We start from the raw sequence: 26,560 nt of genomic DNA, 5'->3' as shown, positions 1-26,560 counted from the left end.
CTATTTGAATTCCAAAGCCAAAGTGGCACACCAGCGTTCGCCACGCGAGCCCAGCGGGCTCAATATCACGGACCGACCTTCTCCGTGCGGGCCAATGGTAATGGTCAGGTCAGGCTTTGGCAAAAAGCCTGCACCACGCTGGGGCCATTCAATCAGACAAAGTGCATCGCCGTCGAAGTAATCACGCCCCCCCATGTACTCAAGCTCTTCGGGATCGACCAGACGATACAGGTCAAAGTGAAAGACCCGTATGGCACCTATTTCGTAGGGCTCGACCAGCGTGAAAGTAGGACTCTTGACAGCCCCGACATGCCCGAACCCGCGAATCATTCCCCGCGAAAGAGTGGTTTTTCCAGCGCCCAGATCGCCATCGAGAAAGATGACGCCCACGCCTTCGGTAACCGTTGCCAGGCGTGCACCAAAATTCATCATTGCCTCTTCGCCAACCACATGCAGCGTTAAATCAGACACGGTTGCAGCTCCTCCAATAACTGACGAATGGCAGGAATAATATCGCTGGCAGCCAGCCCGCGACCGTATTCACCGACTTTCTGACCGGCGCTTGCGTGCAGCCACACCGCCAGACAGGCCGCATCGAATGGCGTCAGATGCTGCGCCAGCAGCGCACCGATCAACCCGGCCAACACGTCACCCAGTCCGGCGGTGGCCATGGCCGGATGACCACGGTCGCACAACGCCAGTTGCCCGCTCGCATCGGCGATCAGGCTGCCAGAGCCCTTGAGCACGCAAACCGTATCGAACTTGCGCGCCAGCGCCCGCACAGCAGCGGCCCGGTCAGCCTGAATGTCTTTGATGCCGACGCCCAGCAAACGCGCGCCCTCTCCCGGATGCGGAGTGATGACGCAGCCTTTGGGCAGGCTCACCGCCCCGGCGGCCAGCATATTCAGAGCATCGGCATCCCAAACCTGAGGCCGCTCGGCGTTGGCGGCAGCCGACAGCAAACTACGCCCCCAGGCGGCCTGCCCCAGCCCCGGACCGACCACCAATACGCTGGCCGGCTCGATCAACGCCATCAACTGGTTCGCCGAGCGAATGGCCGCACTCATGATTTCCGGCATGCGCGTCAAGGCGGCCGGAATATGTTCGGCGCGGGTCGCCAGCGTCAGCATGCCCGCCCCGCTGCGCAAGGCGCTTTCGGCGCCGAGCAAGGCAGCACCGCCAAAACCGTGATCGCCACCGATGACCAGCACTCGGCCGAACATGCCTTTATGAGCAGTTCGCGGACGCGGTGCCAGCGTCGGCAGACTGGATGCGCCCAGACGTTTCGCGCTGACCGGCACCTGCGCAACCAGCGCAGGGTCGGCGCGCAAATCATCAAACACCAGCTCGCCCACCAGGTCCGCCGCATCGCCTGTCAACAAGCCCAGTTTGAGGCCGATGAAGGTAACGGTCACATCGGCACGCACCGCCACGCCCAGCGTCTGGCCGGTGTCTGCACTCAAGCCCGACGGGATGTCCACGGCGGCGACCGGCAGGCCGCTGGCATTGATCGCCTTGATGGCCGAAACATAGGGCTCGCGCACTTCACCGTTGAGCCCGGTGCCGAGCAAGGCATCCAGCACCACGCCGCTGAGCGGTTGTCCGGCCCATGCCTGAGTGTCGATGCCGGAAGCTGCCGCGTGCGCCGAAGCGGCATCACCGGCCAATGCAGCCGGGTCGCCGACAGCCAGCACCCTGACTTGCCAGCCTGCCTTGTGCGCCAGCGCGGCCACCAGATACCCGTCACCGGCGTTATTGCCACGCCCGGCCAACACGGTCAGTTCATTGGCCTGCGGCCAGCGTCGGAGTATCGTCCGCCATAGCGCTTGGGCAGCGCGCAGCATCAATTCCAGGCCTGGCGTACCGGCAGCAATCAGCCGTGCATCAAGGTCGCGGACCTGCGCGGCGCTGTACAGCGCGTCGGGTAAATGAGGTTTCGTGTCGAACATGCGTCTATAGGCTCCGATGTCTGGCAGAATTATACGCACCTTGGCCCCGGTTTCTCTCTGCGCATGTCCGCTATTACTGCTGTACTTCCCACTTCCGATGATCTCGCCACCCTTGCCGTCTCAATCAAGGCATGGGGGCGTGAGCTGGGCTTTCAGGAAGTGGGGATCAGCGGTCTGGACCTGGCAGAGCACGAGCAGCACCTGCAACGCTGGCTCGATGCAGGCTATCACGGCGAAATGGACTATATGGCAGCCCACGGCAGTAAACGTTCCCATCCGGACGAGCTGGTGCCGGGAACGTTGCGCGTGGTGTCGCTGCGCATGGACTATCTGCCCGGCGACACCGAGATGGCCCAGCGCCTGACAGAACCGGAAAAAGCCTATGTGTCACGCTACGCCCTGGGCCGTGACTATCACAAGTTGATCCGCAAGCGCTTGCAGCAACTGGCCGAGCGCATTCAGCAGGTCATCGGGCCGTTTGGTTTTCGGGCGTTCGTGGACAGCGCGCCAGTGCTGGAAAAGGCGATTGCCGAACAGGCCGGGCTCGGCTGGATCGGCAAGAACACGCTGGTGCTCAACCGCAAGGCGGGCAGCTTTTTCTTTCTCGGCGAGCTGTTTGTCGACATCCCGCTGCCGGTGGATGCGCCGCATGCGACGGAACATTGCGGGCGCTGCACGGCCTGCCTGGACATCTGCCCGACGGCGGCCTTTGTCGGGCCTTATGTGCTGGACGCACGGCGCTGCATTTCCTACCTGACCATCGAGCTCAAGACCGCGATTCCAGAAGAGCTGCGGCCACTGATCGGCAACCGGGTGTTCGGTTGCGACGACTGCCAGATTGTCTGCCCGTGGAACCGCTTTGCACGACCAACCGACCAGAGCGACTTTCAGCCGCGCCATAACCTGGACAACGCGGGGCTGGCCGAGCTGTTTTTATGGGATGAAGACAAATTCCTCAGTAGTACAGAAGGCTCGCCCCTGCGCCGCGCCGGGTACGAACGCTGGCTACGCAACCTGGCTGTCGGACTGGGCAACGCGCCCTCCACCATCCCGGTGATCGAAGCCCTGCACGCACGGCGCGACTATCCCTCGGAATTGGTCAGGGAGCATGTGGAATGGGCGCTGCAGAGGCATGGGGTGGCAGACGCAGAGGGCTAACGCGTCTGAGCGGGCCGGGCGACGCTTAACTTGCATGGGAGCGGACTTGTCTGCGAACTGTCGGGAACCGGCAGCAAAAACGGTCGCCTTGGTGCATCAGACACAACAGAGTCAGCAGGTTTCAGGGCCGCTTCGCAGCCCATCGCAGCCGTCGTGACCTCCTGAAGCTCCCACGCCCTCCGGGCAGAAGCCCACTCTGCGGGCATCTCAGGATGTGAATGAAGCAGAGTGCTGCGTATAGGCATGCAGCTCCGGGCGTTCTGCGCCCTCTTCAGGGCTCGTCTTTATAGACGAACTTGGGCATTTCCCAGCGGAATCGGATCGCCAGCAGGCGCAGCAGCAGGCCGCCGAACAAGGTGATGAGCACGGCCTGTTCATCCGGCAGTTGCAGGTACTGGCACAGCAAAAAACACCACGCGGCCAGAAATGAAACGCTGGCATACAGTTCGCGACGGAAGATCAGCGGAATGTCGTTGCAGAAGATGTCGCGCAGGATGCCACCGAAGACCCCGGTGATGACACCGCACACTGACGCGATCACCAGACCATGCCCGGCTTCCAGCGCAGTCATGCAGCCGATCAGGGTGAAGGCCACCAGCCCCAGCGCATCCAGCACCAGAAACAACGAGCGCAGGTGGCGCATCAATGGCGCGATAAAGATCGTCACCAACGCTGCCACACTGGTCAATATGAGGTATTCCGGGTGCTTGACCCAGGTCAGCGGGTAATGGCCGATCAGCACATCGCGCACCGAGCCGCCGCCCAGCGCTGTGACGCAAGCGATCAGCACCACGCCGAACCAGTCCATTCCTCGACGGCCCGCAGACAGCGCGCCAGTCATAGCTTCAGCAGTGATGGCAATCAGATAAAGCATCAGCAACATGGCGGGGACTCTGCGACAAAGGCGCGCAGTCTAACCAGCCGACCAACGCACTGAAAGAGTGCAGCGAAGATTATTCACTGCACGCGCGAGTCTTGATCAAGGCTTGATGAAGTGCTCACGATAAAAGCGCAGCTCGGCAATCGACTCGCGGATGTCATCGAGCGCCAGGTGGGTGCTGCCTTTCTTGAATTTCAGCTCGGGGGACCAGCGCGCCGCCAGTTCCTTGAGGGTCGAGACATCCAGATTGCGGTAGTGGAACCAGTTTTCCAGCGTCGGCATGTGGCGATACAGGAAGCGGCGATCCTGGCAGATGCTGTTGCCGCAGATCGGCGAACTGCGCTCCGGCACCCACAGCTTGATGAACTCAAGGGTCTGCGCCTCGGCTTCAGCCATGCTGATGGTGCTTTCGCGTACTCGCTGGGTCAGGCCCGAACCACCGTGCTGGCGGGTGTTCCACTCGTCCATTTTCGCCAGCGTTTCGTCACTCTGGTGCACAGCGATCACCGGGCCTTCGGCCAGGGTGTTCAGCTCGCTATCGGTGATGATCGTGGCCATTTCGATGATGACATCGGTATCAGGGTCCAGACCGGTCATTTCCAGATCGATCCAGATCAGGTTCTGCTTGTTCTGCATGTGTCGACTCCTCAGCGTAGGCGCGCAGTTTAGCTCACCCTGCCGTGCTAGACTCCTGCCGATCAATCGTACTGCCTAATTCATCGGTTACATCACATCGGAACACCCATGGCCAAACGCCAACTCAATCGTCGTCAGAACTGGCGCATCGAAAAAATTCAGGGCGAGCGTGCTGCCCGCGCGGCAAAACGCGAGTCCGCTACGCTTGAAACACTGGAAGGCGGCGACCTCGGCCCCGAACAGACCGGTCTTGTAATTGCTCACTTCGGTGTTCAGGTCGAAGTCGAGGCTCAGGAAGGCGAAGCAAGCGGTCAGGTATTTCGCTGCCACCTGCGCGCCAACCTGCCGGCACTGGTCACGGGTGATCGCGTCGTATGGCGCGCCGGCAATCAGGGCATTGGCGTCATCGTTGCGCAACTGCCCCGCACCACCGAACTGCGCCGCCCGGACTCACGTGGCCAGCTCAAGCCTGTGGCTGCCAACGTCGATCTGATCGTGATCGTGTTCGCGCCCATGCCCGAGCCACATGCCAACCTGATTGACCGCTATCTGGTGGCCGCCGAGCATGCCGGGATTCGTCCGCTGCTGCTGCTCAACAAGGCTGACCTGATCGACGAACAGAACGCGCCCGCGCTCAATGCGTTGCTGGCGGTCTACCGCACACTGGGTTACCCGGTGCTGGAAGTGTCGGCGCATCATGGCGATGGCATGCAGACACTGCAAAGCCAGCTTGATGGCCACATCAGTGTGTTCGTTGGCCAGTCCGGCGTCGGCAAGTCTTCGTTGGTCAACAGCCTGCTGCCGGAAACGGATACCCGGGTCGGCACGTTGTCCGAAGTCTCCGGCCAGGGCACACACACCACCACAACCGCCCGCCTGTTCCACTTTCCGCGTGGCGGCGATCTGATCGACTCACCGGGCATCCGCGAATTCGGCCTGGGGCATGTCAGCCGTGCAGACGTAGAAGCTGGCTTCATCGAATTCAACGACCTGATCGGCACGTGCCGCTTTCGCGACTGCAAGCACGACCGCGAACCGGGCTGCGCCCTGCTCAAGGGGCTTGAAGATGGCCGCGTGCAGCAACAGCGCATGAACAGCTACCGTTCGATCATTGCCAGCCTGCCGCAAGACAGTTACTGAGCACCGAACGCAACACGCAAAAACGCCGCGATGATCGCGGCGTTTCTGTATCGGTTGCAGCTCAGTTCTGGGCCGGCTCGACCCGTAACTTGCCATCGTCGAAGATGTTCAGCTTTTGCCGGATCTCGTGAGGCTGGGCATATGCCTGCGGGTCTGGCGGCGACGCTGTCGAAGCCCCCGGAGCAGCGGGAGTAGCAGGAGCGGCGGGCGCAGGTTTGGACTGAGGCGCACCACCGGAGTTCTGGTCGCCTTCGATACGCTGCTGAGCCTTTTTGGTCAAAACCACAATGTCGATGCGGCGGTTGACCGGATTGGTCGGGTTCTCGTGATCATAAAGAGCTGACGAGGCATAACCCACCACCCTGGCCACCTGTGAGTCCGGATAGGTACCGGCCACCAGCGCACGACGTGCAGCGTTGGCGCGGTTGGCCGACAGTTCCCAGTTACCGAATCCGCCGTTGCCTACAAAAGGTGTCGCATCGGTATGACCGCTGATACTGATCTTGTTCGGCACGCTCTTGATGGTGTCAGCCATCGCCAGCAGGATGTCTTCGAAATAAGGCTTGAGACGTGCGCTGCCCGAGTCGAACATCGGCCGGTTGTCAGCGTCCATGATCTGGATACGCAAACCGTCCTGGGTGATCTCGAACAGAATCTGGTCCTTGAATTTCTGCAGTTGCGGGTTTTCCTCGACCTTGTTCTGCAGCTCTTGCAACAGCATCTCCAGACGCTCCTGCTCGACCTCTTCAGCTTTGGTCTCGGAAGTCTCGGCCTCAAGGGGCACGGTGTCAGGTGACGGTGTGGTCTTGACCTCAGGGTTCAGCGTCTGATTCGGCGACATCTCGGGCGAGCCGCCCAGGTCGATCACATACGGCGAACCGCTGTCCGAAAAACCGACCGGGTCCTTGAAGTAACCGGCCACCGCGAGCAACTGTTCGGGCGTGGCAGAAGACATCAGCCACAGCACCAGGAAGAACGCCATCATCGCCGTCGCGAAGTCGGCAAACGCGATTTTCCAGGCACCGCCGTGATGTCCGCCACCAAAGCGCTTTACGCGCTTGATGATAATCGGCTGATTATTTTCCATGACTTAGCGACCGCGAACCGCTTGTTCCAGCTCGCTGAAGCTGGGGCGATGCAGCGGGTAGAGAACCTTGCGGCCAAATTCGACGGCCAGCGAAGGCGGCATGCCGGAGGCCGACGCCACCAGCGACGCCTTGATGCTCTCGTAGACGTTCATTTCTTCCTTGGCATCATGGGCAAGGCAGGTGGCCAACGGACCGAAGAAACCGTATGCCGCAAGAATACCGAAGAAGGTACCCACCAGCGCAGCACCTACGTGCATGCCGATTGCAGCCTTGTCGCCCGACCCCAGCGACGCCATGGTCACCACGATACCGAGTACCGCCGCCACGATACCGAAGCCAGGCATGCCGTCGGCGATACCGGTAATGGCATGGGATGGATGCTCAAGCTCTTCTTTCATGCTCAGCAGTTCCATGTCGAACAGGCCTTCCAGCTCGTGAGGAGCCATGTTGCCGGACGACATGATGCGCAGGTAGTCGCAGATGTACGCGGTCATGCGCTCATCTTTCAGCACACCAGGGTATTTGGCGAAGATCGGGCTGGAGGCGGCGTCTTCGATATCCCCTTCAATCGCCATCATGCCTTCACGGCGGCTCTTGTTGAGGATTTCGTACACCAGCCCCAGCACCTCGAGGTAATAGGCGTGTGTGAAGCGCGAACCGAACATCTTCAGCGACTTCTTGAACACGTGCATGGTCATGTAGCCAGGGTTGGCCTGGAGGAACGCGCCCAGTGCAGCACCGCCGATGATCAAGACCTCGTAGGGCTGGAACAGCGCCATGATCTTGCCATGGGACAGCACATATCCGCCGAGGACACTCGCGATAACGACAATGATGCCGATAATTTTAGCCATAGGAAAAAATACTTTACTGAGTCGGGTTCAGGGACAGTCCGGAAGTTCTTGAATCTCTTCTTCTCCTTATCGGCCTAACTGGGCCAGACTATAGCCGGTTCTTTTGAAAAACCCATTTATCCGCCTCCATAAAAGGAGGAAAATGGCCTCAGCGTCCCGTACGCTGGCGGTTTCCCAGCTCAGATAATCAGCCGCACAGGCCATCGAATGTCGACAGCACACGCAGCACATCATCTCGTTCCGAAAACGCTGGATGCCTGGGTCAAGCTGCTTGACGGCATCGCGTTACCGGTCCCTGCCGTCAATCATGGGCACGTTCGCGCAGCATTGAACGACAGTCGCCGCTCACTGCGTGAAATCGCTGAAATGATGCAGGAAAGCCCCGCACTGGTATTGAGTGTGATGCGCGAGGCCAACCATCACACCCACGGTTTGACCGAGCAGGCCGAGAGCCTCGAGATTGCGATCAACCGCCTGGGGCTGGCGCGTACTGAAATCCTTCTGGGCCGCTTGCCGGCCAAGCCGCCCGAGGAAATTCCCGCGGTCTATCGCCAATTGATTCTGGTCAGCCAGCACGCCACACAACAGGCCAACGGGTTGTTTGCCAGTCGCCTTGCACGACTCTGGCAAGACATCCATATGGGCAGCCTGCTGTTCCTCTCCCCCCTTTGGCCGATGGCGCTGGCCTATCCGAAGCTGCTCGAAGAGCTGGAGTTGCGGGTTATCCACAAGGGCCATTCCAGCCTTGCAGTGGAAAAAGAGCTGTTCGGCGTCAATCTGCTGGAGCTGTGCCTGGCACTCGCCGAATTCTGGCGCCTGCCGATCTGGGTCACGCGCGGTTATAAGTTGCTGATCAACGAGCGACGCGATCTGGCCAAGGTGCTGCGCATCGCCCGCGAAGAACACAGCCCGCTGCAACAGCAACAACTCATGGACGCCGACCCCAACCTGCGGCGCTGGCTGAACCAGCCAGCCAATACTGTTTTGCTGGGTAACGGCCTGGCGCTGGCGGCGCAACATGCCTGGAACAGCCCGCATTGCCTGCGCTGGGAACGGCTGACCAGCCTTTACCTGCAACAGTCGATCAGCGAAGTGCAGCAGCAGGCGCATCAAAACGCTGCCAGCAGCGCGCGTATTCATGCGGAAAAAGACCTCTGGCACCCGGCCGAATCGCTGATCTGGCCTTGGGATGCGCGCCGTGTAAGGCGCGACAACGAACCAGCGCCACCGCCATCGGCCGACGCCCTGCAGCTATGGCGCAAGCACTGCGCCGAGCTGCTGCAGGACCCCAGCCCGTTCATCAACGCCATGCACTTGACCACCTCGGCCCGCGACGCGTTCATGACGTGCGGTATGGAGCGGGTCATGCTGCTGATGCTGGACAAGACCTCGACCGTACTGCGCGTCAATCAGATGGCCGGACTGCCGGCCGAAACCGCCTCCTTGCAGCTGTTCATCAAGGAAAGCACCGTGTTGCAACGCTTGCTGACCCAGCCGACGCAGTTGCGCATGACCCCCGCGAACAACGCGCAGTTTGCCGCCCTGCTGCCCGCGCCACTGAAAACCCTGTTCAGTGGCCAGCACTGGCTTATTCGCTCGCTGAGCAACAACGGTAAAGTCATGCTGCTGGTGGTCGCCGACCAGAGTGGTGGGGCATTGTCGGAAATTTCCGTCCAGGCATTCGGAAAAACCGCGCAATGTATTGAAAGGGCACTTGGCATCTTTAGTCATCGCAAAGCGTGAGGCCTGGCGTACAATTCGCCTCTTTCCTTTCATCGGAGGCTGCAAATGTCCGCATTCACTGGCTTGTCGCTGGTCATCGAACCCAACGATCTGCTTGAGCGTCTAGACGCCCCGGAACTGATCCTCGTGGATCTGACCAGCAGCGCTCGCTACGAAGCCGGGCACATTCGCGGCGCACGCTTTGTCGATCCGAAACGTACGCAACTGGGCAAGCCCCCTGCACCAGGCCTACTGCCCGACACTGCCGATCTGCAGCAGCTGTTCGGCGAGCTGGGCCACAACCCTGATGCAGTCTATGTCGTCTACGATGACGAAGGCGGTGGCTGGGCCGGGCGTTTTATCTGGCTGCTGGATGTCATCGGCCACCACCGTTATCACTATCTGGATGGCGGCGTGCTGGCCTGGGAAGCGCAATCGCTGCCGTTGAGCACAGAGGTTGCGCCCGTTGCAGGCGGCCCGGTCACGCTGACGCTGCATGACGAACCTACCGCCACACGCGAATACCTGCAAAGCCGTCTGGGTGCCGCCGACCTGGCAATCTGGGACGCTCGCGGCCCTACCGAGTATTCGGGCGAAAAAGTAGTCGCGGCCAAGGGCGGACACATACCCGGCGCGGTCAATTTCGAATGGACTGCGGGCATGGACAAGGCACGTAACCTGCGTATTCGTCAGGACATGCCGGAGATTCTTCGCGACCTGGGCATCACGCCCGACAAGGAAGTGATCACCCATTGCCAGACTCACCACCGCTCGGGCTTCACTTATCTGGTGGCAAAAGCGCTGGGCTACCCAAGGGTCAAGGCCTATGCCGGCTCGTGGGGTGAATGGGGCAATCACCCGGAGACACCGGTAGAACTTCCGGAAGTGGCCGCCGCGCCCGCCGAGGCAGTCGAGGTTGCGCAACCCGTCGCGCCTGCGCAGCCAGCACCAGCCGAAACCGTCGAACCTGTCCGCTCTAGCGAACCGCGACAGGCCTCGCAGAAATATTCAGGACACTCATCCTCAGGACCTTCAATGAAAGACCGCTTGTTCATCATCAGCCAGTACCTGCTGCCGCACCACCTGCTGTCCCGACTGGCAGGCTGCGTTGCCGAATGCCGCGTACGCTGGTTCAAAAACGCTTTCACCGCGTGGTTTGCCCGCCGTTATCAAGTGGACATGTCGCAGGCTCTGGTCGAAGACCTGACGTCCTACGAGCACTTCAATGCGTTCTTCACCCGCGCATTGAAAGCCGACGCCCGCCCGCTCGATACCACGCCGGGCGCGATTCTTTCGCCAGCCGACGGCGCCATCAGCCAGTTGGGCCCTATCGACCACGGCCGGATCTTCCAGGCCAAGGGCCACAGCTTCAGCGTACTGGAACTGCTCGGCGGTGATCCCAAGCTGTCAGCGCCCTTCATGGGCGGCGAGTTCGCAACCGTCTACCTGTCGCCAAAGGACTATCACCGCGTCCACATGCCACTGGCTGGCACGCTGCGTGAAATGGTCTACGTGCCGGGCCGCATCTTCTCGGTCAACCAGACCACGGCTGAAAACGTACCCGAGCTGTTCGCCCGTAACGAGCGAGTGGTCTGCCTGTTCGACACCGAGCGCGGACCAATGGCAGTGGTGCTGGTCGGCGCGATGATCGTGGCGTCGGTCGAGACGGTATGGGCCGGGCTGGTCACGCCGCCCAAGCGTGAATTGAAGACGTTCAGCTACGACGAAGCAGCGCGTGCGCCAATCCATCTGGAAAAAGGTGCCGAGATGGGCCGCTTCAAACTGGGCTCCACGGCCATTGTGCTGTTCGGGCCAAATCAGGTGAAATGGGCCGAGCAACTGACCGCGGGTTCCAAGGTACAGATGGGCCAGGCATTGGCAGTTCCGACACAGGCATGATCGTGACTTGAAGTCACAGTGCCTGGCATGGGCGCCCCATTAACAGGGGCGCTCATGCAGTTTAAAACCGGACAGTAATGGCTCCAGGCCATATTTACTGCGTAGTGATGCCGATACTGGTAAAGTCGCCCGATCGGTGCTGTAGGATACTTCGCACCTTCATGGGCGTATGCTCGACATGTCCCCGCTCCGCGATGACGTCAGCCACCCATTTAAAGCCTCCGTCCGGGCCAATGAGTTGTTGGAGTTCGCCTGTCACATGAGTAATTTTAGCCTCCCTCTGCTATTGCGTGCCCCTACGCCGACGCAGTCGAGCCTGACATTCAGTGAAGCCAACCCCCGCGACCTCAAACGCTGGATTTCCAGATTGCCCAAGGCGAACCTCGGAGAAATGGCGCGCCAGCTCTATCAAGGGCTGACCGAGCTCAACCAGTTGATCACCCCGAGCGAGAACCGCCTGCAATTGCTTGAATTGCTGCGGCCCGAGGTGTACTTCGTCTGCAAGCACCTTGAACGTCACTTTCTCAATCAGGCCATTGTGCTGGACGAGCGACCACGCAAGGTGGCCAACCTCTGCCAGGCGCTGCAAAACCATCTCGCAACCGGTTACAAGCAGATCATTCAGCAGGTCGCCCCGCGCTACACCCGAGACCAGGCCGGGCTGTTCAGCACTGCGCTGCAACGCGCACTGCATGGTCTCAACGGGCCACTGATACGCGCCAACCAGCTTTACTGTCCCGTTCAGGATGGCCTGTGGCTCGAGCTGCATCAGATCTACCAGATTGCCCGCCAGTACCAGTTGCACAACACGCCGGTCGAAGAGCCCCTAGCCCATCACAGCAAAGTGCTGAGCGTGGAGCAAACCTACGTGATCGCGCTGCTGATGGGTTGCTCACGCTGCAACCAGATGCGTCAGTTGAACATCGGCAAACTGGCCGATGCGCTGGAGGCCTGGAGCCCTCTGGTAAAGCTGCAATTGCCGGTCACTGAAAGCAGCCTCTTCGCTCTGGACCCGACGGTCGACAAACCACCGCTGTATCGCACCCTGTTCAGCGACGAACAATCTCCTCGGCTGCTGGGTATCAACACCTACGCGCTGGCTGAAGCGATCAATCAGTACCTGGCCCTGCCGGATGACCAGCGCACCCCTTCGCCGTTGCTTATTCCAACCGGTATCAACACCGACCTGCTGCAACATCTGGCGGTCGCCTGGGGTGATGTGGCCGAACGCACCTTTCAGCGCACGGCAGGCCAGGGCACCCTGAAGCTGTGCATCGGCATGAGTGCACTGCATTTTTATGTGGCTGGTCAGAAGTCGTTCAGCGAACTCCTGCAACTCAACAGCGCAGGCAGTGCTGCGAGTTTTTCGCTGAAGATGGCCAATGATGACGCGGACGATCCGTGGGCGTCTGCCTTCGACACTCAGCGCGGCAAGACTTCATCCGTTCTGCTGCCCTACGAAGAGATCGAATACCCGAAAAACGACGGCGACAGCGACTCGCTTTCCAACAACCAGCATACGTTTCCGACCTTCGACCTGAATATTGTCAACCACAGCCCGGGCGGATACTGCCTGGCGTGGCAGAAGGACGTGCCTCAGCAGTTGCAGGCTGGCGAACTGGTGGGTATTCAGGATGACGCCGGCCAGGGCTGGAGCATTGCCATCGTGCGCTGGATCCGCCAGGTACGCAGCGGCGGCACACAGATGGGGATCGAACTGATCGCCCCGTTTGCCCAGCCGTGCGGCATGCAGCTGATTCGCGAACAGCAGAATAGCCAGTACCTGCGAACCCTGATGCTGCCGGAAGTACGCGCCATGGAAAAACCGCCCACCGTGCTCGCACCGCGTCTGCCTTTTCAGGAGGGCAACAAGGTGATGATCAACGTCGCCGGTGAAGAACGCCGCGCGTCACTGAGCAACCGGCAGGTCAGCAGCGCCAGTTACAACCAGTTCGAGTATCAGATGTACGACGCCCCGAAAGCGACCGAAACCGAAAAGGCCAGGCCGGATCAGGAATTCGATTCCTTGTGGGGCACGCTGTAGCGATCACTGCGACAGCCGTCGCGATTGGCCCCTCGCCATCAGGGGCAAACCACCACGGCCTGAGCGTCAGCGCTTTCCTTCGCGGTCGCGGAAACCCAGCAGATACAGCACGCCATCCAGTCCCAGCGTCGAAATGGCCTGTTTGGCCGATTGCTTGACCAACGGCTTGGCGCGAAATGCGACACCCAGCCCGGCAATCGCCAGCATCGGCAAGTCATTGGCACCGTCGCCGACCGCGATGGTCTGCTCCAGGCTCAAGCCTTCCTTGTGCGCCAGCTCGCGCAACAGGTCTGCCTTGCGCTGCGCATTGACGATCGGCTCTACGGCGACGCCGGTTACCTTGCCATCGACCACTTCCAGCTCGTTGGCGTACACATAATCGATGCCCAGCTTTGCTTGCAGCTGCTTGGCGAAGTAGGTGAAGCCACCCGAGAGAATCGCGGTCTTGTAACCCAGACGCTTGAGCTCGGAGAACAGCGTTTCGGCGCCTTCGGTCAAGCGTAGAGAAGCGCCGATTTCATCCAGCACACTGACATCCAGGCCCTTGAGCAAAGCCAGACGCTCCTTGAAGCTTTCACTGAAATCCAGTTCGCCGCGCATCGCACGCTCGGTAATTTCGGAAACCTGCTCGCCCACACCGGCAGCCTTGGCCAACTCGTCGATCACTTCGGCCTCAATGAGGGTCGAATCCATGTCGAACACAGCCAGACGCCGGTTGCGGCGAAACAGCGAATCCTGCTGGAACGCGATATCTACGTTGAGATCCTGGGCAACTGCGAGGAACTCGGCCTGCATGGCTTTCGGGTCGGCTGGCTCGCCGCGCACGGTGAACTCGATGCAACCCTTGCCCTTGTCGGCCGGCGTGTCGAGCGGCATACGCCCGGACAGACGATCGATCTGATCGATATTCAGCCCGTATTTAGCCGTAATGGCGCTGACGCACTGCAATTGCTCGGCCGTAACCTTGCGGGTCAGCAGTGTGACGATATGACGGGCCTTGCCCTGACCTTCAACCCAGTGCTGATAATCCGCTTCGGACACCGCCGTGAAACGGACCTGCTGATCGAGTTTGTAGGCGGTGAACAGGATGTCCTTGAGCACGGAAGAACCCTGCACGGTATCCGGAATTTCAACCAGGATGCCGAACGACAGGGTGTCGTGGATAACCGCCTGACCAATATCGAGAATGTTCACGCCACCCTGGGCGAGGACGCCGGTGATGGCAGCAGTGAGACCTGGACGGTCGACACCTGTGATGTTAATCAGGACGATTTCGCGCAAGGCGCACCCCCATAGTGGAAAAAAACCGCATTCTAACCACATTCAGTGACCACCGGGCACAGGCAGCGCTTTGCCGCTACTGGGTCGCTCGTTATACTGCGCGACAACTTCACCGAAAGAGCCGTGCTCTGTGAACCGGCCCACGCCCGTTAAAACCGATAATTTCTTCCTGCTCATCTTTCGTGCCCTGCGTCATCGCCGTGTACCGATCGCTTTGCGCATTGCCAGCCATAACGTGATCCTGGTCGCTTTGGCGCTGGTGATCTACGCCGGTGTCATGGGTCTGCAATTCAAGCAGGCCATGCATGAACAGGCGGATGCGCTGGGGCAGGCCCTGACGACCCAGACCGCCACCTCGGCCACCGAGCTGTTGGTGTCCAACGACATCCTCAGTCTCAACGTGCTGCTGGGCAATCTGGTCAAGAACCCGCTGGTGGCGCATGCCGCTATCTACAGTGTGGATAACCGCATCCTCGCGGAGGCCGGCCAGCGCCCGAAAAACGGGCTTCTGGGCGAGGCTCAGGGCCTGTATGAAATCAAGATCACGTTTCAGGACGTGATGGCGGGCCATCTGCGCATCAGCCTCGACATGTCACAGTTCCAGCAGCCGATGACCATCAGCCTGCAGAGCATGGGCATTCTGGCGGGCATTCTGCTGGCCCTGGCGCTGGCCCTGAGCCTGCGCCTCGGTCGCCATATCTCCACGCCATTGATGCAGATGCGCATCTGGCTGCGCGACATCGACCCATACACCCCGGCTACCGACCGCCAGGATGAAATAGGCGATCTGGCCCGGCAACTGCGCACCTCGTTCGCACCACCGGTTCCAGAGCCGGAGCCGCTGCCCGAACCCGAGTATGACGGCGACGAGGACGACGGTGACGATCCGTACCTGGAGCCGGAAGAGCGACCTGCACCACCGGTCTCGGCACGCAGCAGCGAACCGAAGCCGCGCCTGCCGGCACCGCCAGTCCAGCGTCGCATTGTTGCCGAAGAAGATGAAGACGACGACGAAGACCCGTTTGCGGACCTGCGTGACAGCTCGAACACTGCACCAGCCGCACGCCCGGTGGCTGCGCCGGTAGCGCCCGTCGAGCCGCACAACAGTGCCGTGCTGGCCGTACAATTGGGCGCGCAGGACCAATTGCGCCGCCTGCCGCGCGCACGACTGACCGAATTGCTGCAACGTTATCGCGACTGCCTCGATCAGGCCGCCTCGCTGTATGAAAGCGAGCTGCATACCCTGAACGATGGCAGCACCCTGATGCTGTTTCACAGCCACGAAAGCGGTGATGACTACCTCACCAACGCAATCTGCTGCGGCGAGCTATTGCGTGCCCTGAGCCATGCCTTGCAGATCGAGGTGGCCGACAGCGGCATCACCTTGCAACTGCAACTGGGCCTGACGCTGGGTGAGGGCCTGAGCGGTCTGAGCCAGATCGACCTGCTGCTGACTGAAACGGCGCAGGATGCGTTGGCGCTGTCTCAGCACAGCCGCAACCTGCTGCTGGTTGAACGCCGTATCAACGACGACCCGTTGATACGCCAGCGCGCCCGTATCCGTCCTATCGCCAGCCCTGAAGGCGCATGCTGTGTGGAACGCCTGATGGAGCCCTACCCTTCGATGCTCGAACGCCAGCTGGCGCGCATGCACGAATCCAACAAGGCCTGACCACCGCCTCTCGTTCACATGCGTAAGCACAGGACGAGAGGCGCCCGACCTTGACTGTGGCAGCGCGGCGCAGATCTGTGGCGCAGAGCGTCACCCAAGGCATTCCCACGCTGGAGCGTGCGGAACGATAGGTGTCCGCAAGATCACCATCGTGCCCATGCTCCGCGTGGGCATGCCGTTCTGGACGCTCCGCGTCCTCCTGACTGCGTGGTGCGTCAGGAACGTCGAGGTGTGAGAAGCGAAGATTCGCGTCCAACAAAAAGCCCGCATCGCTGCGGGCTTTTTGTTGGGCCAACCCTAGAAGCGGAACACTTCAAGATCGGTACGTATGGGCGAGGCCATTGGAATTCTTGGTTTGTCAGGCTCTTTGGCCTTCGCAACCGGGGGCTTTTTCGGTTCTTCGATCGGCTGCCAGGAAATCGGCTTGATCGCAGTACTGACCTGATCGGCCAGGCGTTGCAACAGCATGCCCTGGGCCTTGACCTGGTCTGCGGAGCTGCCGGCATGGACCTGTTCAAGGTGCACCAGTCGGCTGTCACGAACATGACCTTTACGGTCCAGAAGACGCCATTGCGCATCCAGAACGGCAGGCTGTTTGGCACCGGAGTCGAGACGGGTGATCGACAGTACGACCTGAACGTCCGGTGTGAAGTTGGCAACCGCAGGTGCCATGACGACGCGCTGGCTGTCCAGCTTCCAGGCCAGCTGACGCAAGAGCAACTGGTCGATATCCGAAGACAGGTTGCCCGCCCAGCGCCCATCGGACGAAGCGGTCAAGGTGCCGTCAGGCTGGCGTTGCAGCAGTGTTTCGCGTTGCAGATAGTCGGCCACCGAAACAGGACCCAGCAATACTGCCAGACCACTACTCTGTTTCGGCTGACCAGGCTCGCCGCTATCGAGCTGATAAAGCGCGGTCGGCTGGCGCACACTGCAACCAGCCAGACCCAAAACGCCAGTCATCAGCAAGATCAGGGGAAGGCGTAGAAAATTCATCATCCCATCCAGGTGGCCGCCCCGAGGCAGGCCACAGTATAAGTACTTTCAAGACCCATGCAGGCACTGAGCCACGCATGCACCCCAAGACCCCATATCATCCGTGAATATGCATCATGACTCCAGCGATTATGCATCGTACTTCATGGCAAAACGAAGAACGCTGGTGCCAGATCAATGTTTTTAGCTATTTTCCACCAATAACGCGTCTACGCGCTGGAAGCCTCTTGGCAATTTATTGCCACGTCGGCCCCGCTCCCCCTTGTAATGTTCAAGGTCTTCAGGTTTAAGCGACAGCGTTCGCTTGCCTGCCTGGAGTACGAGCGTCGCGCCCTGCGCAATCACCGCCAGATCGGTCACATATTCTTCTCGACTGGCTACCCGCTCACCCGGAATACCGATGATCTTGTTGCCTTTGCCTTTGCCCAACTGCGGCAAATCGCTGATCTTGAACACCAGCAGGCGGCCTTCGGTGGTCACCGCTGCCAGCCAGTTCTGTTCACGGTCGGGCACCGGCCGGGGCAAGATGACTTTTGCCCCGTTTGGCAAGCTCAGCAACGCCTTGCCCGCCTTGTTCTTGGCCTGCAGGTCTTCGCCTTTGACGACAAACCCATAACCGGCATCCGAAGCGATCACATACAGCGCGTCATCTTCGGGCATCAATACGCACTCGAACGTCGCACCCGGTGGCGGTTGCAGTTTACCGGTCAACGGCTCGCCCTGGCCTCGTGCAGATGGCAGGGTGTGTGCTGCCACCGAATAGCTGCGCCCGGTCGAGTCGATGAATACGGCGAACTGATTCGAGCGGCCGATGGACGACGTCTTGAAACCATCCCCTGCTTTGTAGGAAAGCCCGGTGGCATCAATATCGTGGCCTTTCGCGCAACGCACCCAGCCTTTTTCCGAAAGCACGACAGTTACCGGCTCGGTGGGCATCAATTCGTTTTCAGACAGCGCCTTGGCTTCGGCACGGGCAACAATCGGCGAACGACGGTCGTCACCATAGGTTTCAGCGTCGGCAATCAGTTCGGCACGGACCAGCTTGCGCAGCTTGGACTCACTGCCCAGCAGGGCCAGAAGCTTGGCCTGCTCTTTGCGTAACGCATCCTGCTCGCTGCGCAGCTTCATCTCTTCCAGACGCGCCAACTGACGCAGACGGGTATCGAGGATGTAGTCCGCCTGGATTTCCGACAGGCCAAAGCGTGCAATCAGTTCCGCCTTGGGATGTTCGGCGGTGCGGATGATGTGGATCACTTCATCCAGGTTCAGGTAGGCCGTGAGCAAACCGTCCAACAGGTGCAGACGATGCTCGACCTTGTCCAGACGAAACTGCAGACGACGACGCACAGTACCGATGCGGAAGGTCAGCCATTCGCCGAGCAGTGTCTTGAGGTTCTTGAGCTGCGGCTTGCCATCCAGACCGATGATGTTGATGTTCACCCGATAGCTGGACTCCAGCTCGGTGGTCGCGAACAAATGCTGCATCAGCTCGTCCAGCTCAACCCGGTTGGAGCGCGGAATGATCACGATACGACAAGGGTTTTCGTGGTCAGACTCGTCACGCAGGTCAGCAACCATCGGCAGCTTCTTGGCCTGCATCTGCGCGGCGATCTGCTCCAGCACCTTGGCGCCGGAAACCTGATGCGGCAGTGAAGTCACGACAATGTCGCCATCTTCAATGCGGTACACGGCCCGCATGCGCACCGAACCGCGCCCGGTCTCGTAAATTTTCAGCAGGTCGGCACGCGGCGTGATGATTTCCGCTTCGGTCGGATAGTCCGGCCCCAGAATGTGCTCGCACAGTTCCGGGACCGTGGCCTTGGGGTCGTCCAGCAGATGAACGCAGGCGCTGGCGACTTCGCGCAGGTTATGCGGCGGCACGTCGGTGGCCATACCGACGGCAATGCCGGTGGTGCCATTGAGCAGGATGTTCGGCAAACGCGCCGGCAGCACGGCCGGTTCGTCCAGTGTGCCGTCAAAGTTCGGCACCCAGTCAGCCGTGCCCTGGCCCAGTTCGCTGAGCAGGACTTCGGAATAGCGCGATAGGCGCGCTTCGGTGTAACGCATGGCCGCGAAGGACTTGGGATCATCCGGCGCACCCCAGTTACCCTGCCCGTCCACCAGCGTGTAGCGGTAGCTGAACGGCTGGGCCATCAGCACCATCGCTTCGTAGCAGGCCGAATCGCCGTGCGGGTGGAATTTGCCGAGTACGTCGCCGACGGTACGCGCCGATTTCTTGTGCTTGGCGTCAGCCCCAAGGCCCAGTTCGCTCATCGCGTAGATGATGCGCCGCTGAACAGGCTTCAGGCCGTCCCCGATATGCGGCAAGGCACGGTCCATGATCACGTACATGGAGTAGTTGAGGTAGGCCTGTTCGGTGAAGTCAGCCAGTGATCGGCGTTCTACACCATCCAGGCTGAGGTCAAGGGAGTCGCTCATGCGGGCCTCATTATTTCGTTGACTGGCGCAGCAGCAAGTTGCCGCCACGCTGTGTGAATTCAAGTTGTTTCATGGCGCTCATGCCCAGCAGCACCTGCTCACCGTCCAGACCGGGTGCTACCAGAGCACGCACATTGGTCAGGACAATATCGCCCAGTTGCAAGCGGTCGAGCGTGGTCCGAAAACCCTGACTGTTGCCATTGGCCGTGCTGACCGTGACCGGATAGCCACGTTTCAGGCCCAGGCTGTCAGCCATATCACCGGGTACCGCCACGTCTGTCGCCCCGGTGTCGATCATGAACTCTACCGTCCGGCCGTTGATCTGGCCGGTACTGACAAAGTGCCCCTGACGATTACCCGCCAGTTGCACTTCGATGTATCCGTCACCGTGTTGCGAAGCAACCACCGTATTAGGGTTCTGCTGCTTGTCTTCCCAACTGCCGAAAAAGCGCGTCGCCAGAAACAGGCCAGCAGCCCAGGCCACGATCATTAATATCTTGCCAGCGCGCTTGCCGGGTTGCGGTTGATTCGCGGGCTGGCTCACTGACCGGCGCTCCAGCCCGCTTCAGGCGCAGCGAACCGCCAGACAATCGGGCGTTTTTCACCATCGGCGCGCGCACCGAAGTTATTGTCGATGCCGATCCACGCGCCCTTCTCGTCCACGACCAGCGCCTCGGTCAGGCCGTAGGGCTGATCATAACGACGCGAAGGCACCATCGCTTCCTTGGCGAACGACCAGCAACGTTCGATCTGCCCGGTCTCAAGCCCACGCCGACAGATGCGATAGGCCGCACGTTCGAGCGTGAACAGCTTGCCGTTGTAGAGCGACAGATCGGAAAAGTCCGTAGACACGGTCTTGTGCCCATGTTCTGCGGGCAGCAGGTCTTTACCGTCTTCGGACAGCAGCACGCAGCTTTGCCCGCAGCTCCATTGTTCCTTGTCGCGCTGCACAACCAGCAGCCCGCGCTTCTCGCGCTCGGCGGCGAGCCAGATGCGGTCGCCAGAGGCGTTCACGGCAATCCCTTCGAAAATCGCATTGAAGTGTTGCAACATGCCCTGGCCGCGCGCCTGTTCTATCAGTGCCTGCGGCAAGTCCAGCCAGAACGGTGCACCACTGACCGGAACCTTGAGCACCGTGCCATAGGCCTCGCTGACCAGATAACGGTTACCGGCTGCATCACAACTCACGCCTTCGAAATCCAGATCACCACCACGCACCAACGCGGAAAGGCCTGCCAGCGAACGCAGCTTGAGCGGCAGATAGCTGTGCGGCGCAGGTGCGTCAATGCGGTGTGCTTCTGCCTTCCAGGTATTTTGCGACACATCAAGGCTGTACAGCACATTGTCGTCACGGTCGGAAACGGTCCACAGCTGGCCATTGCACATGGCCAGACCCGACAGATTGCCACCGACCATGTCGTCTACCGGGTGCTCGGATTGCAGTTTCAGGACCTCAAGCGGCGCGGCGAAAACCGGCGCGGCAACCAGGGTCAGGGCGGCGAGCCAGGCTCGTATCAAGTCAGGACCTCGGCGAGGTTGCCCTTCGATTCAAGCCAGGACTTGCGATCACCTGCACGTTTCTTCGCCAGCAACATGTCCATCATTTCCGACGTAGCAGCGAAATCATCCAGCGTGAGCTGCACCAGACGCCGTGTGTTCGGGTCCATGGTGGTTTCGCGCAGTTGCGGCGGGTTCATTTCACCCAGGCCCTTGAATCGGGTGACCTGTGGTTTGCCACGTTTCTTTTCAGCCACCAGACGGTCAAGAATTCCGTCGCGCTCGCTTTCGTCCAGCGCGTAGTAGATTTCCTTGCCAAGGTCGATCCGGTACAGCGGCGGCATGGCCACATACACATGCCCGGCGTCGACCAGCGGGCGGAAGTGCTGGACGAACAACGCACACAGCAAGGTGGCGATGTGCAAACCATCCGAGTCGGCGTCGGCGAGAATACAGATTTTGCCGTAACGCAACTGGCTGATATCCGCCGCGCCCGGATCAACCCCGATGGCAACCGCAATGTTGTGCACTTCCTGGCTGGCGAGCACTTCGCCGCCGTCCACTTCCCAGGTATTCAGAATCTTGCCGCGCAGGGGCAGGATGGCCTGGAATTCCTTGTCCCGCGCCTGCTTGGCCGAACCACCGGCGGAATCACCTTCGACCAGAAACAGCTCGGAGCGCGCCGGATCCTGTCCGGCACAGTCAGCCAGTTTGCCCGGCAGTGCGGGGCCTTGGGTAATGCGCTTGCGTTCGACCTTCTTGCTGGCCTTGAGGCGGCGACCAGCGTTGTTGATCGCCAGGTCAGCCAGTTGCAGGCCCAGCTCCGAGTGGGTGTTGAGCCACAGACTGAACGCGTCCTTGACCACGCCGGAAACGAACGCCGCCGCCTCACGGGACGACAGACGTTCCTTGGTCTGCCCGGAGAACTGCGGCTCCTGCATTTTCATCGACAGGACGAAGGCAATTCGCTCCCAGACGTCTTCCGGTGCCAGCTTGACGCCACGCGGCAACAGGTTGCGGAACTCGCAGAACTCGCGCATCGCATCCAGCAAGCCCTGGCGCAAGCCGTTCACATGGGTGCCACCCTGCGCCGTAGGGATCAGGTTGACGTAGCTTTCCTGAACGCTGTCACCACCTTCGGGCAGCCAGAGCAGCGCCCAGTCGACCGCTTCCTTGTTACCGGCGAAGCTGCCGCAGAACGGTTCGTCCGGCAGTCGCAGGAAGTCGCTGACCGAATCCTGTAGATACGAGCGCAAGCCGTCTTCGTAATGCCACTCGACTTTTTCGTTAGTGGACTTGTCTTCAAAGCTGACCAGCAGGCCCGGGCACAGAACCGCCTTGGCCTTGAGTACGTGCTTGAGACGACTGACGGAGAACTTCGGGGTATCGAAATACTTCGGATCGGGCGCGAAATAGACGCTGGTCCCGGTGTTGCGCTTGCCGACAGTGCCGATAACCGCCAGCTCTGTGGCCTTGTAGCCGTCGGCGAAGGTCATTTCATATTCGTTGCCATCGCGCTTGACCCGCACCCGAACCTGAGTGGAAAGCGCGTTGACCACGGAAATCCCTACGCCGTGCAGGCCGCCGGAGAACTGGTAGTTCTTGTTGGAGAACTTGCCACCCGCATGCAGCTTGGTGAGGATCAGCTCGACGCCGGACACACCTTCTTCCGGGTGAATGTCCACCGGCATGCCGCGGCCGTCGTCGGACACCTCAAGCGAGTTGTCGGCATGAAGAATGACCTGTACCGAGCGCGCGTGACCAGCCAGAGCTTCGTCGACACTGTTGTCGATGACTTCCTGAGCCAGGTGGTTGGGCCGCGAGGTGTCGGTGTACATGCCCGGACGTTTGCGAACCGGATCGAGGCCCGAGAGGACTTCGATGGCGTCTGCGTTATAAGAGCTAGCGCTGGGATTGGCCATGGGTTCTCGTTATCAATCTTTCATGGAATTTCGGGGGTTCAATGTTCTTGCATTCAGTAGGCCGGGCATCGATCGCCTATAGCGCCGACAGGTCGATCTTCTGCAACAGATCGGGGGCAAACCCGGCAAAGCTCAACAACGCTGGCATTTGCTCGGCAAAACCCTGAAAACTGTGGTCGCCGCCCGCCTGAATGCGCAAGGCACAGGCCCGGTAAAACTTCTCGGCGCGACGATAATCAAGGGTCTCGTCACCGGTCTGCAACCACACCTGAAACTGCTGCGGGTCCTGGGGAGCAGGAACCTCCAGCTCGGCCAGTGCCTGAATATGGTCTTCGGTCAACTGCCACTGCTCGCCGGTGTACAGGTTCTGCTGCACGCCGAGAAACCCGTCAAACAGCTGATGCGGGTTGACTGCCGGGTTGATCAGCACCGCCTTGAGGCCATGCTGCTGCGCCAAATGAGTCGCATAGTAGCCGCCGAGCGAGCTGCCGACCAGTAATGGCCGTCCCAGCTCCTTTATAGCGGTTTCAAGCTGCCCCATAGCCTGACGCGGATGGTGATGCAGTTCAGGGACTTGCAGACGATCAGCCAGACCCAGCGACTTCATCAGCGCGGCCAACTGACAGGCCTTTCTCGACAGGGCCGAGCTGTTCAAGCCATGGATGTATAGCAGTGAAGGTGTGTCGCTGGTCACGCTGTCGCTCCCGAGTGCAAGGCAAAGCCGTGTAGTTTACAGGGACTTACGCTACAACACCTCACTGGAAACGTGTCCGCCCGCTCATTCAGTAGCCGGTGCCGCCGTAATCGACTTCGAACTCCATGCCAACCACTCGGGAAACAGCGGTTTCCAGCCGTCCGTCGTCATGCAGTCGCAGCCAGCGATAGCCCGGTGCCGTGGTGTCCACCTTGAAATCGGCACTGCCCGGCGCGAACTGAATGCAGGTCGAGGGCGACGCCAGCAGGCGCACGCCGTTACGCATCTGGTCGAACTCCTGATGTACATGCCCCCACAATACGGCCCGAACCTGCGGGAATCGATCCAGCACCGCAAACAACGCGTCAGCATTGCGCAAACCGATGGGTGCCATCCATTCACAGCCGATGGCCACCGGGTGGTGATGCAGGCAGACCAGATGATGCCGGTCAGGCGCTTCGCTCAGCGACTGCTCCAGCAACTGCAATTGCCCAGCAGCCAGAAACCCCGGCACCGAACCGGGCACTGCCGAATCCAGCAACGTCACCCGCCACTGGCCGATGTTGATGATCGGATCAAGCAGCCCTTCAGCCTGCGCCACATGCTCCATCTGCGGCAATTCATCATGATTACCGGCAAACCAGCGCGCGGGGGCGACGATCTGCGTACTTATCCGGCGAAACGCTTCGTAAGACTCGACACTGCCATCCTGGGAGATATCCCCGCTGGCCACCACAAGATCAATATGTGGCTGCTCGGCGAGGACCAGATCAACAACTTTTTCCAGACTGTCGCGGGTACTCATACCCAACAACGCCCCGTCCGCCTCGGCGAACAGGTGGCTGTCGGATATCTGCACCAGCAAAACTGACGATGAAGGGGCTGCGCTTGGCAAGACCGTCTCCCAGAGAGGATTCAGCGCGATTATGTGATGTGGCAGCGGGCGGGTAAACCGGGAATGTGAGCGCAGACGAGCATTTGGTCACATTTGCTGATTTGCTCGGTGCTTGAGCACAATTAAAGCAATAAGTCCGGCAGACACCATGCCCGCCAGTCCCGCACCCAAGAGATAGCTCAGCACCCGCTCATAAGGCATTCCAGGCCAGAGATATCCCGCCAACAAAAGCTCCAGGACAACGCCAAGAATCATTCCTGCCAGTCCAGCCAGATGAACGATCCACGGCATGAGCCTCAAAGACAGAATACCAATGACCACTCCGGTAATGGCCGTATATAGAAAGTGTTCCCAACGCAGAGCGCTGCCTGCCAGGGTTATCAACCCGAGATAGCTGAAAAGGCTGAGGGTGACTCCCGAGAAGCACGCTAACAGACATCGTGGGGTGCCTAAGTCACTCATTCGTTATACCTGCAAATAAATTCAGGTCGAATGTAAGGCATGTGGTTTCAAATCCAAGGTGCCGGGGGATTTTCAGAAACCACCTACAAGACTGGAGCCTGCCCGCTGTCAGCTGACGTCACTTATCGGTCAATCCGGTGTGGGATAAATACAGGGCGAAGCCAAGGAGCAGTAGTGCGATAACAATTGAAGAGGCGTTAACGCACTGCCTCAAACTCATGCCCACACGCCAGGCAATGACTCAGCCACTCGCCCAGAAACAAATTGAGCTGGGCTTTTTCGTCCGGTTGATGCATGTCGGCGTTCGGGTAGGGATAAATCCCGCGAAAGCGCCGCGCATGCTCGGCGCCGATGACTTCGGCCATGCGTGCGTCATGGTAGACCTGTACTTCGAGCACCGGCACCGGCAGCCACGGCAGGCTGTGTTCCTGGCGGACTTGCAGGGTGGTGGTGTACGGGCAGTCGAGCAATACTTCGACGGCCAGTACGCCCAGCATCTGGTCACCCTGTGTAACGGCGACGCGGCGTGAGCGCTGTTCGTTGCGCATGTCGGGCAGCAGGCGCATCAGGCGCGCGTAGTTGGCCTCACACGCAGCCTGCAGTCCGGCAAGGTCGACACGGTAGCGCTCGCGCAATAGATTCACGACCATAAACCCCTTATCTCCGCACGATTCAGCGCCAGCCATTGCAAGGCGATGATCGTCGACGCGTTTTTGATTGTTCCATCTTTCATCGCCTGCATTGCGTCATCGAATGACCAGACCGTGACCCGGATGTCTTCGCCTTCGGACTCAAGCCCGTGAATTCCGCCTGCCCCTTCACTGCTGCACTGCCCCAGGTACAAGTGAACAAACTCATTACTGCCACCTGGAGAAGGAAAGTATTTTGTGATGGGCCAAAGCGAGCGGAACACCAGTCCAGCTTCCTCCTCTGCCTCGCGATGAGCAACTTCTTCCGGCTGCTCATCCTTGTCGATCAGCCCGGCGACCAGTTCGATCAGCCACGGGTTGCTGGTCTTTTCCATGGCCCCCACGCGAAACTGCTCTATGAGCACCACTTCGTCACGCTTGGCATCGTAAGGCAGTACGCAAACCGCATCGTGGCGAACGAAAAGCTCGCGGCTGATTTCCTTGCTCATGCCACCGTCGAACAGTTCGTGGCGCACATGCAGCTTGTCCAGCCTATAGAAGCCCTTGAAGCAGTTTTCGCGCTGTATGGTTTCAAAAGCGCTTGGTGCAGATCGTGTGGTCTGGGTCATGGGTTTCTCGCTTGCCGCCGTTTTTGACATCGGGCCATCCTAACGCGCATCGACGTTAAGATGCAGCCCCCTTGAAG

23 protein-coding genes and 1 pseudogene are annotated in these 26,560 nt (G+C 60.1%); 7 read left to right on the top strand and 17 right to left on the bottom strand.

Features of this window, described 5'->3' with window-relative positions; translation table 11 throughout:
- Complete coding sequence (gene tsaE, locus LJU29_RS02530; RefSeq protein ID WP_371321907.1) at positions 1-429, bottom strand: tRNA (adenosine(37)-N6)-threonylcarbamoyltransferase complex ATPase subunit type 1 TsaE; 429 nt, start codon at positions 427-429, stop codon at positions 1-3.
- 29 nt (positions 430-458) lie between these two features.
- Complete coding sequence (locus LJU29_RS02525; protein ID WP_054996767.1) at positions 459-1,949, bottom strand: NAD(P)H-hydrate dehydratase; 1,491 nt, start codon at positions 1,947-1,949, stop codon at positions 459-461.
- Between the two features lie 63 nt (positions 1,950-2,012).
- On the opposite strand from LJU29_RS02525, the gene queG reads away from it, so the two are divergent.
- Positions 2,013-3,107, top strand: coding sequence for a tRNA epoxyqueuosine(34) reductase QueG (gene queG / locus LJU29_RS02520; protein ID WP_054996768.1), 1,095 nt, complete (start codon positions 2,013-2,015; stop codon positions 3,105-3,107).
- 271 nt (positions 3,108-3,378) lie between these two features.
- Here queG and LJU29_RS02515 read toward each other — a convergent pair whose 3' ends face one another.
- Together LJU29_RS02515 and orn are read right to left on the bottom strand one after the other, a co-directional pair.
- Entirely contained in the window at positions 3,379-3,990 is a 612-nt protein-coding gene (locus LJU29_RS02515) for a trimeric intracellular cation channel family protein (RefSeq protein WP_005742997.1), read from the bottom strand.
- A gap of 96 nt (positions 3,991-4,086) precedes the next feature.
- Positions 4,087-4,623, bottom strand: coding sequence for an oligoribonuclease (orn, locus tag LJU29_RS02510; RefSeq protein WP_002551812.1), 537 nt, complete (start codon positions 4,621-4,623; stop codon positions 4,087-4,089).
- A 108-nt stretch (positions 4,624-4,731) separates the two neighbouring features.
- On the opposite strand from orn, the gene rsgA reads away from it, so the two are divergent.
- Positions 4,732-5,763 (top strand): small ribosomal subunit biogenesis GTPase RsgA, encoded by a 1,032-nt coding sequence (gene rsgA / locus LJU29_RS02505; RefSeq protein WP_257111602.1) that lies wholly within the window; start codon positions 4,732-4,734, stop codon positions 5,761-5,763.
- 61 nt (positions 5,764-5,824) lie between these two features.
- Here the strand turns inward: rsgA and motB are convergent, their stop codons facing one another.
- On the bottom strand, positions 5,825-6,850 hold the full coding sequence (motB, locus tag LJU29_RS02500) for a flagellar motor protein MotB (protein WP_005752757.1): 1,026 nt from the start codon (positions 6,848-6,850) through the stop codon (positions 5,825-5,827).
- A gap of 3 nt (positions 6,851-6,853) precedes the next feature.
- Positions 6,854-7,705: a flagellar motor stator protein MotA gene (gene motA, locus LJU29_RS02495; protein ID WP_002551809.1), complete on the bottom strand. Its 852-nt coding sequence runs from the start codon at positions 7,703-7,705 to the stop codon at positions 6,854-6,856.
- A 207-nt stretch (positions 7,706-7,912) separates the two neighbouring features.
- Here motA and LJU29_RS02490 point away from each other — a divergent pair, with 207 nt between their 5' ends.
- The 4 genes and pseudogenes from LJU29_RS02490 to LJU29_RS02475 all read left to right on the top strand — a co-directional run bounded on the left by LJU29_RS02490 (position 7,913) and on the right by LJU29_RS02475 (position 13,370).
- On the top strand, positions 7,913-9,448 hold the full coding sequence (locus tag LJU29_RS02490) for an HDOD domain-containing protein (RefSeq protein WP_257111601.1): 1,536 nt from the start codon (positions 7,913-7,915) through the stop codon (positions 9,446-9,448).
- Positions 9,449-9,493: 45 nt separating this feature from the next.
- Positions 9,494-10,306: pseudogene (locus LJU29_RS02485) on the top strand (rhodanese-like domain-containing protein); the annotation flags it as partial.
- A 156-nt stretch (positions 10,307-10,462) separates the two neighbouring features.
- Positions 10,463-11,326 (top strand): archaetidylserine decarboxylase, encoded by an 864-nt coding sequence (asd, locus tag LJU29_RS02480; protein ID WP_004654580.1) that lies wholly within the window; start codon positions 10,463-10,465, stop codon positions 11,324-11,326.
- 259 nt (positions 11,327-11,585) lie between these two features.
- A complete protein-coding gene (locus LJU29_RS02475) occupies positions 11,586-13,370 on the top strand; it encodes a cyclic-di-GMP receptor FimW-related protein (RefSeq protein WP_005743003.1) in 1,785 nt (594 codons plus the stop codon).
- Positions 13,371-13,436: 66 nt separating this feature from the next.
- Here LJU29_RS02475 and serB read toward each other — a convergent pair whose 3' ends face one another.
- Positions 13,437-14,651, bottom strand: coding sequence for a phosphoserine phosphatase SerB (gene serB, locus LJU29_RS02470; protein ID WP_004654576.1), 1,215 nt, complete (start codon positions 14,649-14,651; stop codon positions 13,437-13,439).
- A 130-nt stretch (positions 14,652-14,781) separates the two neighbouring features.
- Between serB and LJU29_RS02465 the strand changes: the two genes are divergently transcribed.
- Complete coding sequence (locus tag LJU29_RS02465) at positions 14,782-16,323, top strand: HAMP domain-containing protein (protein ID WP_044321432.1); 1,542 nt, start codon at positions 14,782-14,784, stop codon at positions 16,321-16,323.
- 297 nt (positions 16,324-16,620) lie between these two features.
- On the opposite strand, the gene LJU29_RS02460 is transcribed toward LJU29_RS02465, so the two are convergent.
- The 10 genes from LJU29_RS02460 to LJU29_RS02415 all read right to left on the bottom strand — a co-directional run bounded on the left by LJU29_RS02460 (position 16,621) and on the right by LJU29_RS02415 (position 26,483).
- Complete coding sequence (locus tag LJU29_RS02460) at positions 16,621-17,316, bottom strand: PqiC family protein (RefSeq protein WP_183137906.1); 696 nt, start codon at positions 17,314-17,316, stop codon at positions 16,621-16,623.
- A 183-nt stretch (positions 17,317-17,499) separates the two neighbouring features.
- On the bottom strand, positions 17,500-19,755 hold the full coding sequence (gene parC / locus LJU29_RS02455; RefSeq protein ID WP_057430742.1) for a DNA topoisomerase IV subunit A: 2,256 nt from the start codon (positions 19,753-19,755) through the stop codon (positions 17,500-17,502).
- Positions 19,756-19,765: 10 nt separating this feature from the next.
- Positions 19,766-20,299 carry a retropepsin-like aspartic protease family protein gene (locus LJU29_RS02450; RefSeq protein ID WP_005743008.1) on the bottom strand — a complete coding sequence of 178 codons (534 nt, stop codon included), beginning with the start codon at positions 20,297-20,299 and terminating at the stop codon, positions 19,766-19,768.
- Positions 20,296-21,273, bottom strand: coding sequence for an esterase-like activity of phytase family protein (locus LJU29_RS02445; protein WP_005752744.1), 978 nt, complete (start codon positions 21,271-21,273; stop codon positions 20,296-20,298). Before LJU29_RS02445 ends, LJU29_RS02450 begins: the two co-directional genes overlap by 4 nt.
- Positions 21,270-23,174 (bottom strand): DNA topoisomerase IV subunit B, encoded by a 1,905-nt coding sequence (gene parE / locus LJU29_RS02440; protein ID WP_002551799.1) that lies wholly within the window; start codon positions 23,172-23,174, stop codon positions 21,270-21,272. Before parE ends, LJU29_RS02445 begins: the two co-directional genes overlap by 4 nt.
- 76 nt (positions 23,175-23,250) lie before the next feature.
- Complete coding sequence (locus tag LJU29_RS02435) at positions 23,251-23,868, bottom strand: YqiA/YcfP family alpha/beta fold hydrolase (RefSeq protein ID WP_005731105.1); 618 nt, start codon at positions 23,866-23,868, stop codon at positions 23,251-23,253.
- 88 nt (positions 23,869-23,956) lie between these two features.
- Entirely contained in the window at positions 23,957-24,763 is an 807-nt protein-coding gene (cpdA, locus tag LJU29_RS02430; protein ID WP_122322846.1) for a 3',5'-cyclic-AMP phosphodiesterase, read from the bottom strand.
- Positions 24,764-24,850: 87 nt separating this feature from the next.
- Positions 24,851-25,225, bottom strand: a complete 375-nt coding sequence (locus tag LJU29_RS02425; protein ID WP_057401738.1) for a hypothetical protein — start codon at positions 25,223-25,225, stop codon at positions 24,851-24,853.
- Positions 25,226-25,422: 197 nt separating this feature from the next.
- A complete protein-coding gene (locus LJU29_RS02420) occupies positions 25,423-25,875 on the bottom strand; it encodes a DUF1249 domain-containing protein (RefSeq protein WP_002551796.1) in 453 nt (150 codons plus the stop codon).
- A complete protein-coding gene (locus LJU29_RS02415; RefSeq protein ID WP_004666418.1) occupies positions 25,866-26,483 on the bottom strand; it encodes an NUDIX domain-containing protein in 618 nt (205 codons plus the stop codon). Before LJU29_RS02415 ends, LJU29_RS02420 begins: the two co-directional genes overlap by 10 nt.
- Positions 26,484-26,560 lie beyond the last annotated feature (77 nt).

Source organism: Pseudomonas ficuserectae, assembly GCF_024584585.1.
In the GTDB taxonomy this organism is placed as follows: domain Bacteria; phylum Pseudomonadota; class Gammaproteobacteria; order Pseudomonadales; family Pseudomonadaceae; genus Aquipseudomonas; species Aquipseudomonas amygdali.
This window is presented reverse-complemented; position numbering and strand designations above follow the sequence as displayed.

Bases quoted from the DNA above. Each gene is read 5' to 3' on its own strand.
- tsaE (WP_371321907.1), bottom strand. From the start codon at position 429: ATGAATTTTGGTGCACGCCTGGCAACGGTTACCGAAGGCGTGGGCGTC.
- parE (WP_002551799.1), bottom strand. From the start codon at position 23,174: ATGGCCAATCCCAGCGCTAGCTCTTATAACGCAGACGCCATCGAAGTC.
- asd (WP_004654580.1), top strand. From the start codon at position 10,463: ATGAAAGACCGCTTGTTCATCATCAGCCAGTACCTGCTGCCGCACCAC.
- orn (WP_002551812.1), bottom strand. From the start codon at position 4,623: ATGCAGAACAAGCAGAACCTGATCTGGATCGATCTGGAAATGACCGGT.
- rsgA (WP_257111602.1), top strand. From the start codon at position 4,732: ATGGCCAAACGCCAACTCAATCGTCGTCAGAACTGGCGCATCGAAAAA.
- LJU29_RS02490 (WP_257111601.1), top strand. From the start codon at position 7,913: ATGTCGACAGCACACGCAGCACATCATCTCGTTCCGAAAACGCTGGAT.
- LJU29_RS02515 (WP_005742997.1), bottom strand. From the start codon at position 3,990: ATGTTGCTGATGCTTTATCTGATTGCCATCACTGCTGAAGCTATGACT.
- parC (WP_057430742.1), bottom strand. From the start codon at position 19,755: ATGAGCGACTCCCTTGACCTCAGCCTGGATGGTGTAGAACGCCGATCA.
- LJU29_RS02475 (WP_005743003.1), top strand. From the start codon at position 11,586: ATGAGTAATTTTAGCCTCCCTCTGCTATTGCGTGCCCCTACGCCGACG.
- LJU29_RS02460 (WP_183137906.1), bottom strand. From the start codon at position 17,316: ATGAATTTTCTACGCCTTCCCCTGATCTTGCTGATGACTGGCGTTTTG.
- LJU29_RS02420 (WP_002551796.1), bottom strand. From the start codon at position 25,875: ATGGTCGTGAATCTATTGCGCGAGCGCTACCGTGTCGACCTTGCCGGA.
- queG (WP_054996768.1), top strand. From the start codon at position 2,013: ATGTCCGCTATTACTGCTGTACTTCCCACTTCCGATGATCTCGCCACC.
- LJU29_RS02525 (WP_054996767.1), bottom strand. From the start codon at position 1,949: ATGTTCGACACGAAACCTCATTTACCCGACGCGCTGTACAGCGCCGCG.
- LJU29_RS02425 (WP_057401738.1), bottom strand. From the start codon at position 25,225: ATGAGTGACTTAGGCACCCCACGATGTCTGTTAGCGTGCTTCTCGGGA.
- motA (WP_002551809.1), bottom strand. From the start codon at position 7,705: ATGGCTAAAATTATCGGCATCATTGTCGTTATCGCGAGTGTCCTCGGC.
- LJU29_RS02415 (WP_004666418.1), bottom strand. From the start codon at position 26,483: ATGACCCAGACCACACGATCTGCACCAAGCGCTTTTGAAACCATACAG.
- motB (WP_005752757.1), bottom strand. From the start codon at position 6,850: ATGGAAAATAATCAGCCGATTATCATCAAGCGCGTAAAGCGCTTTGGT.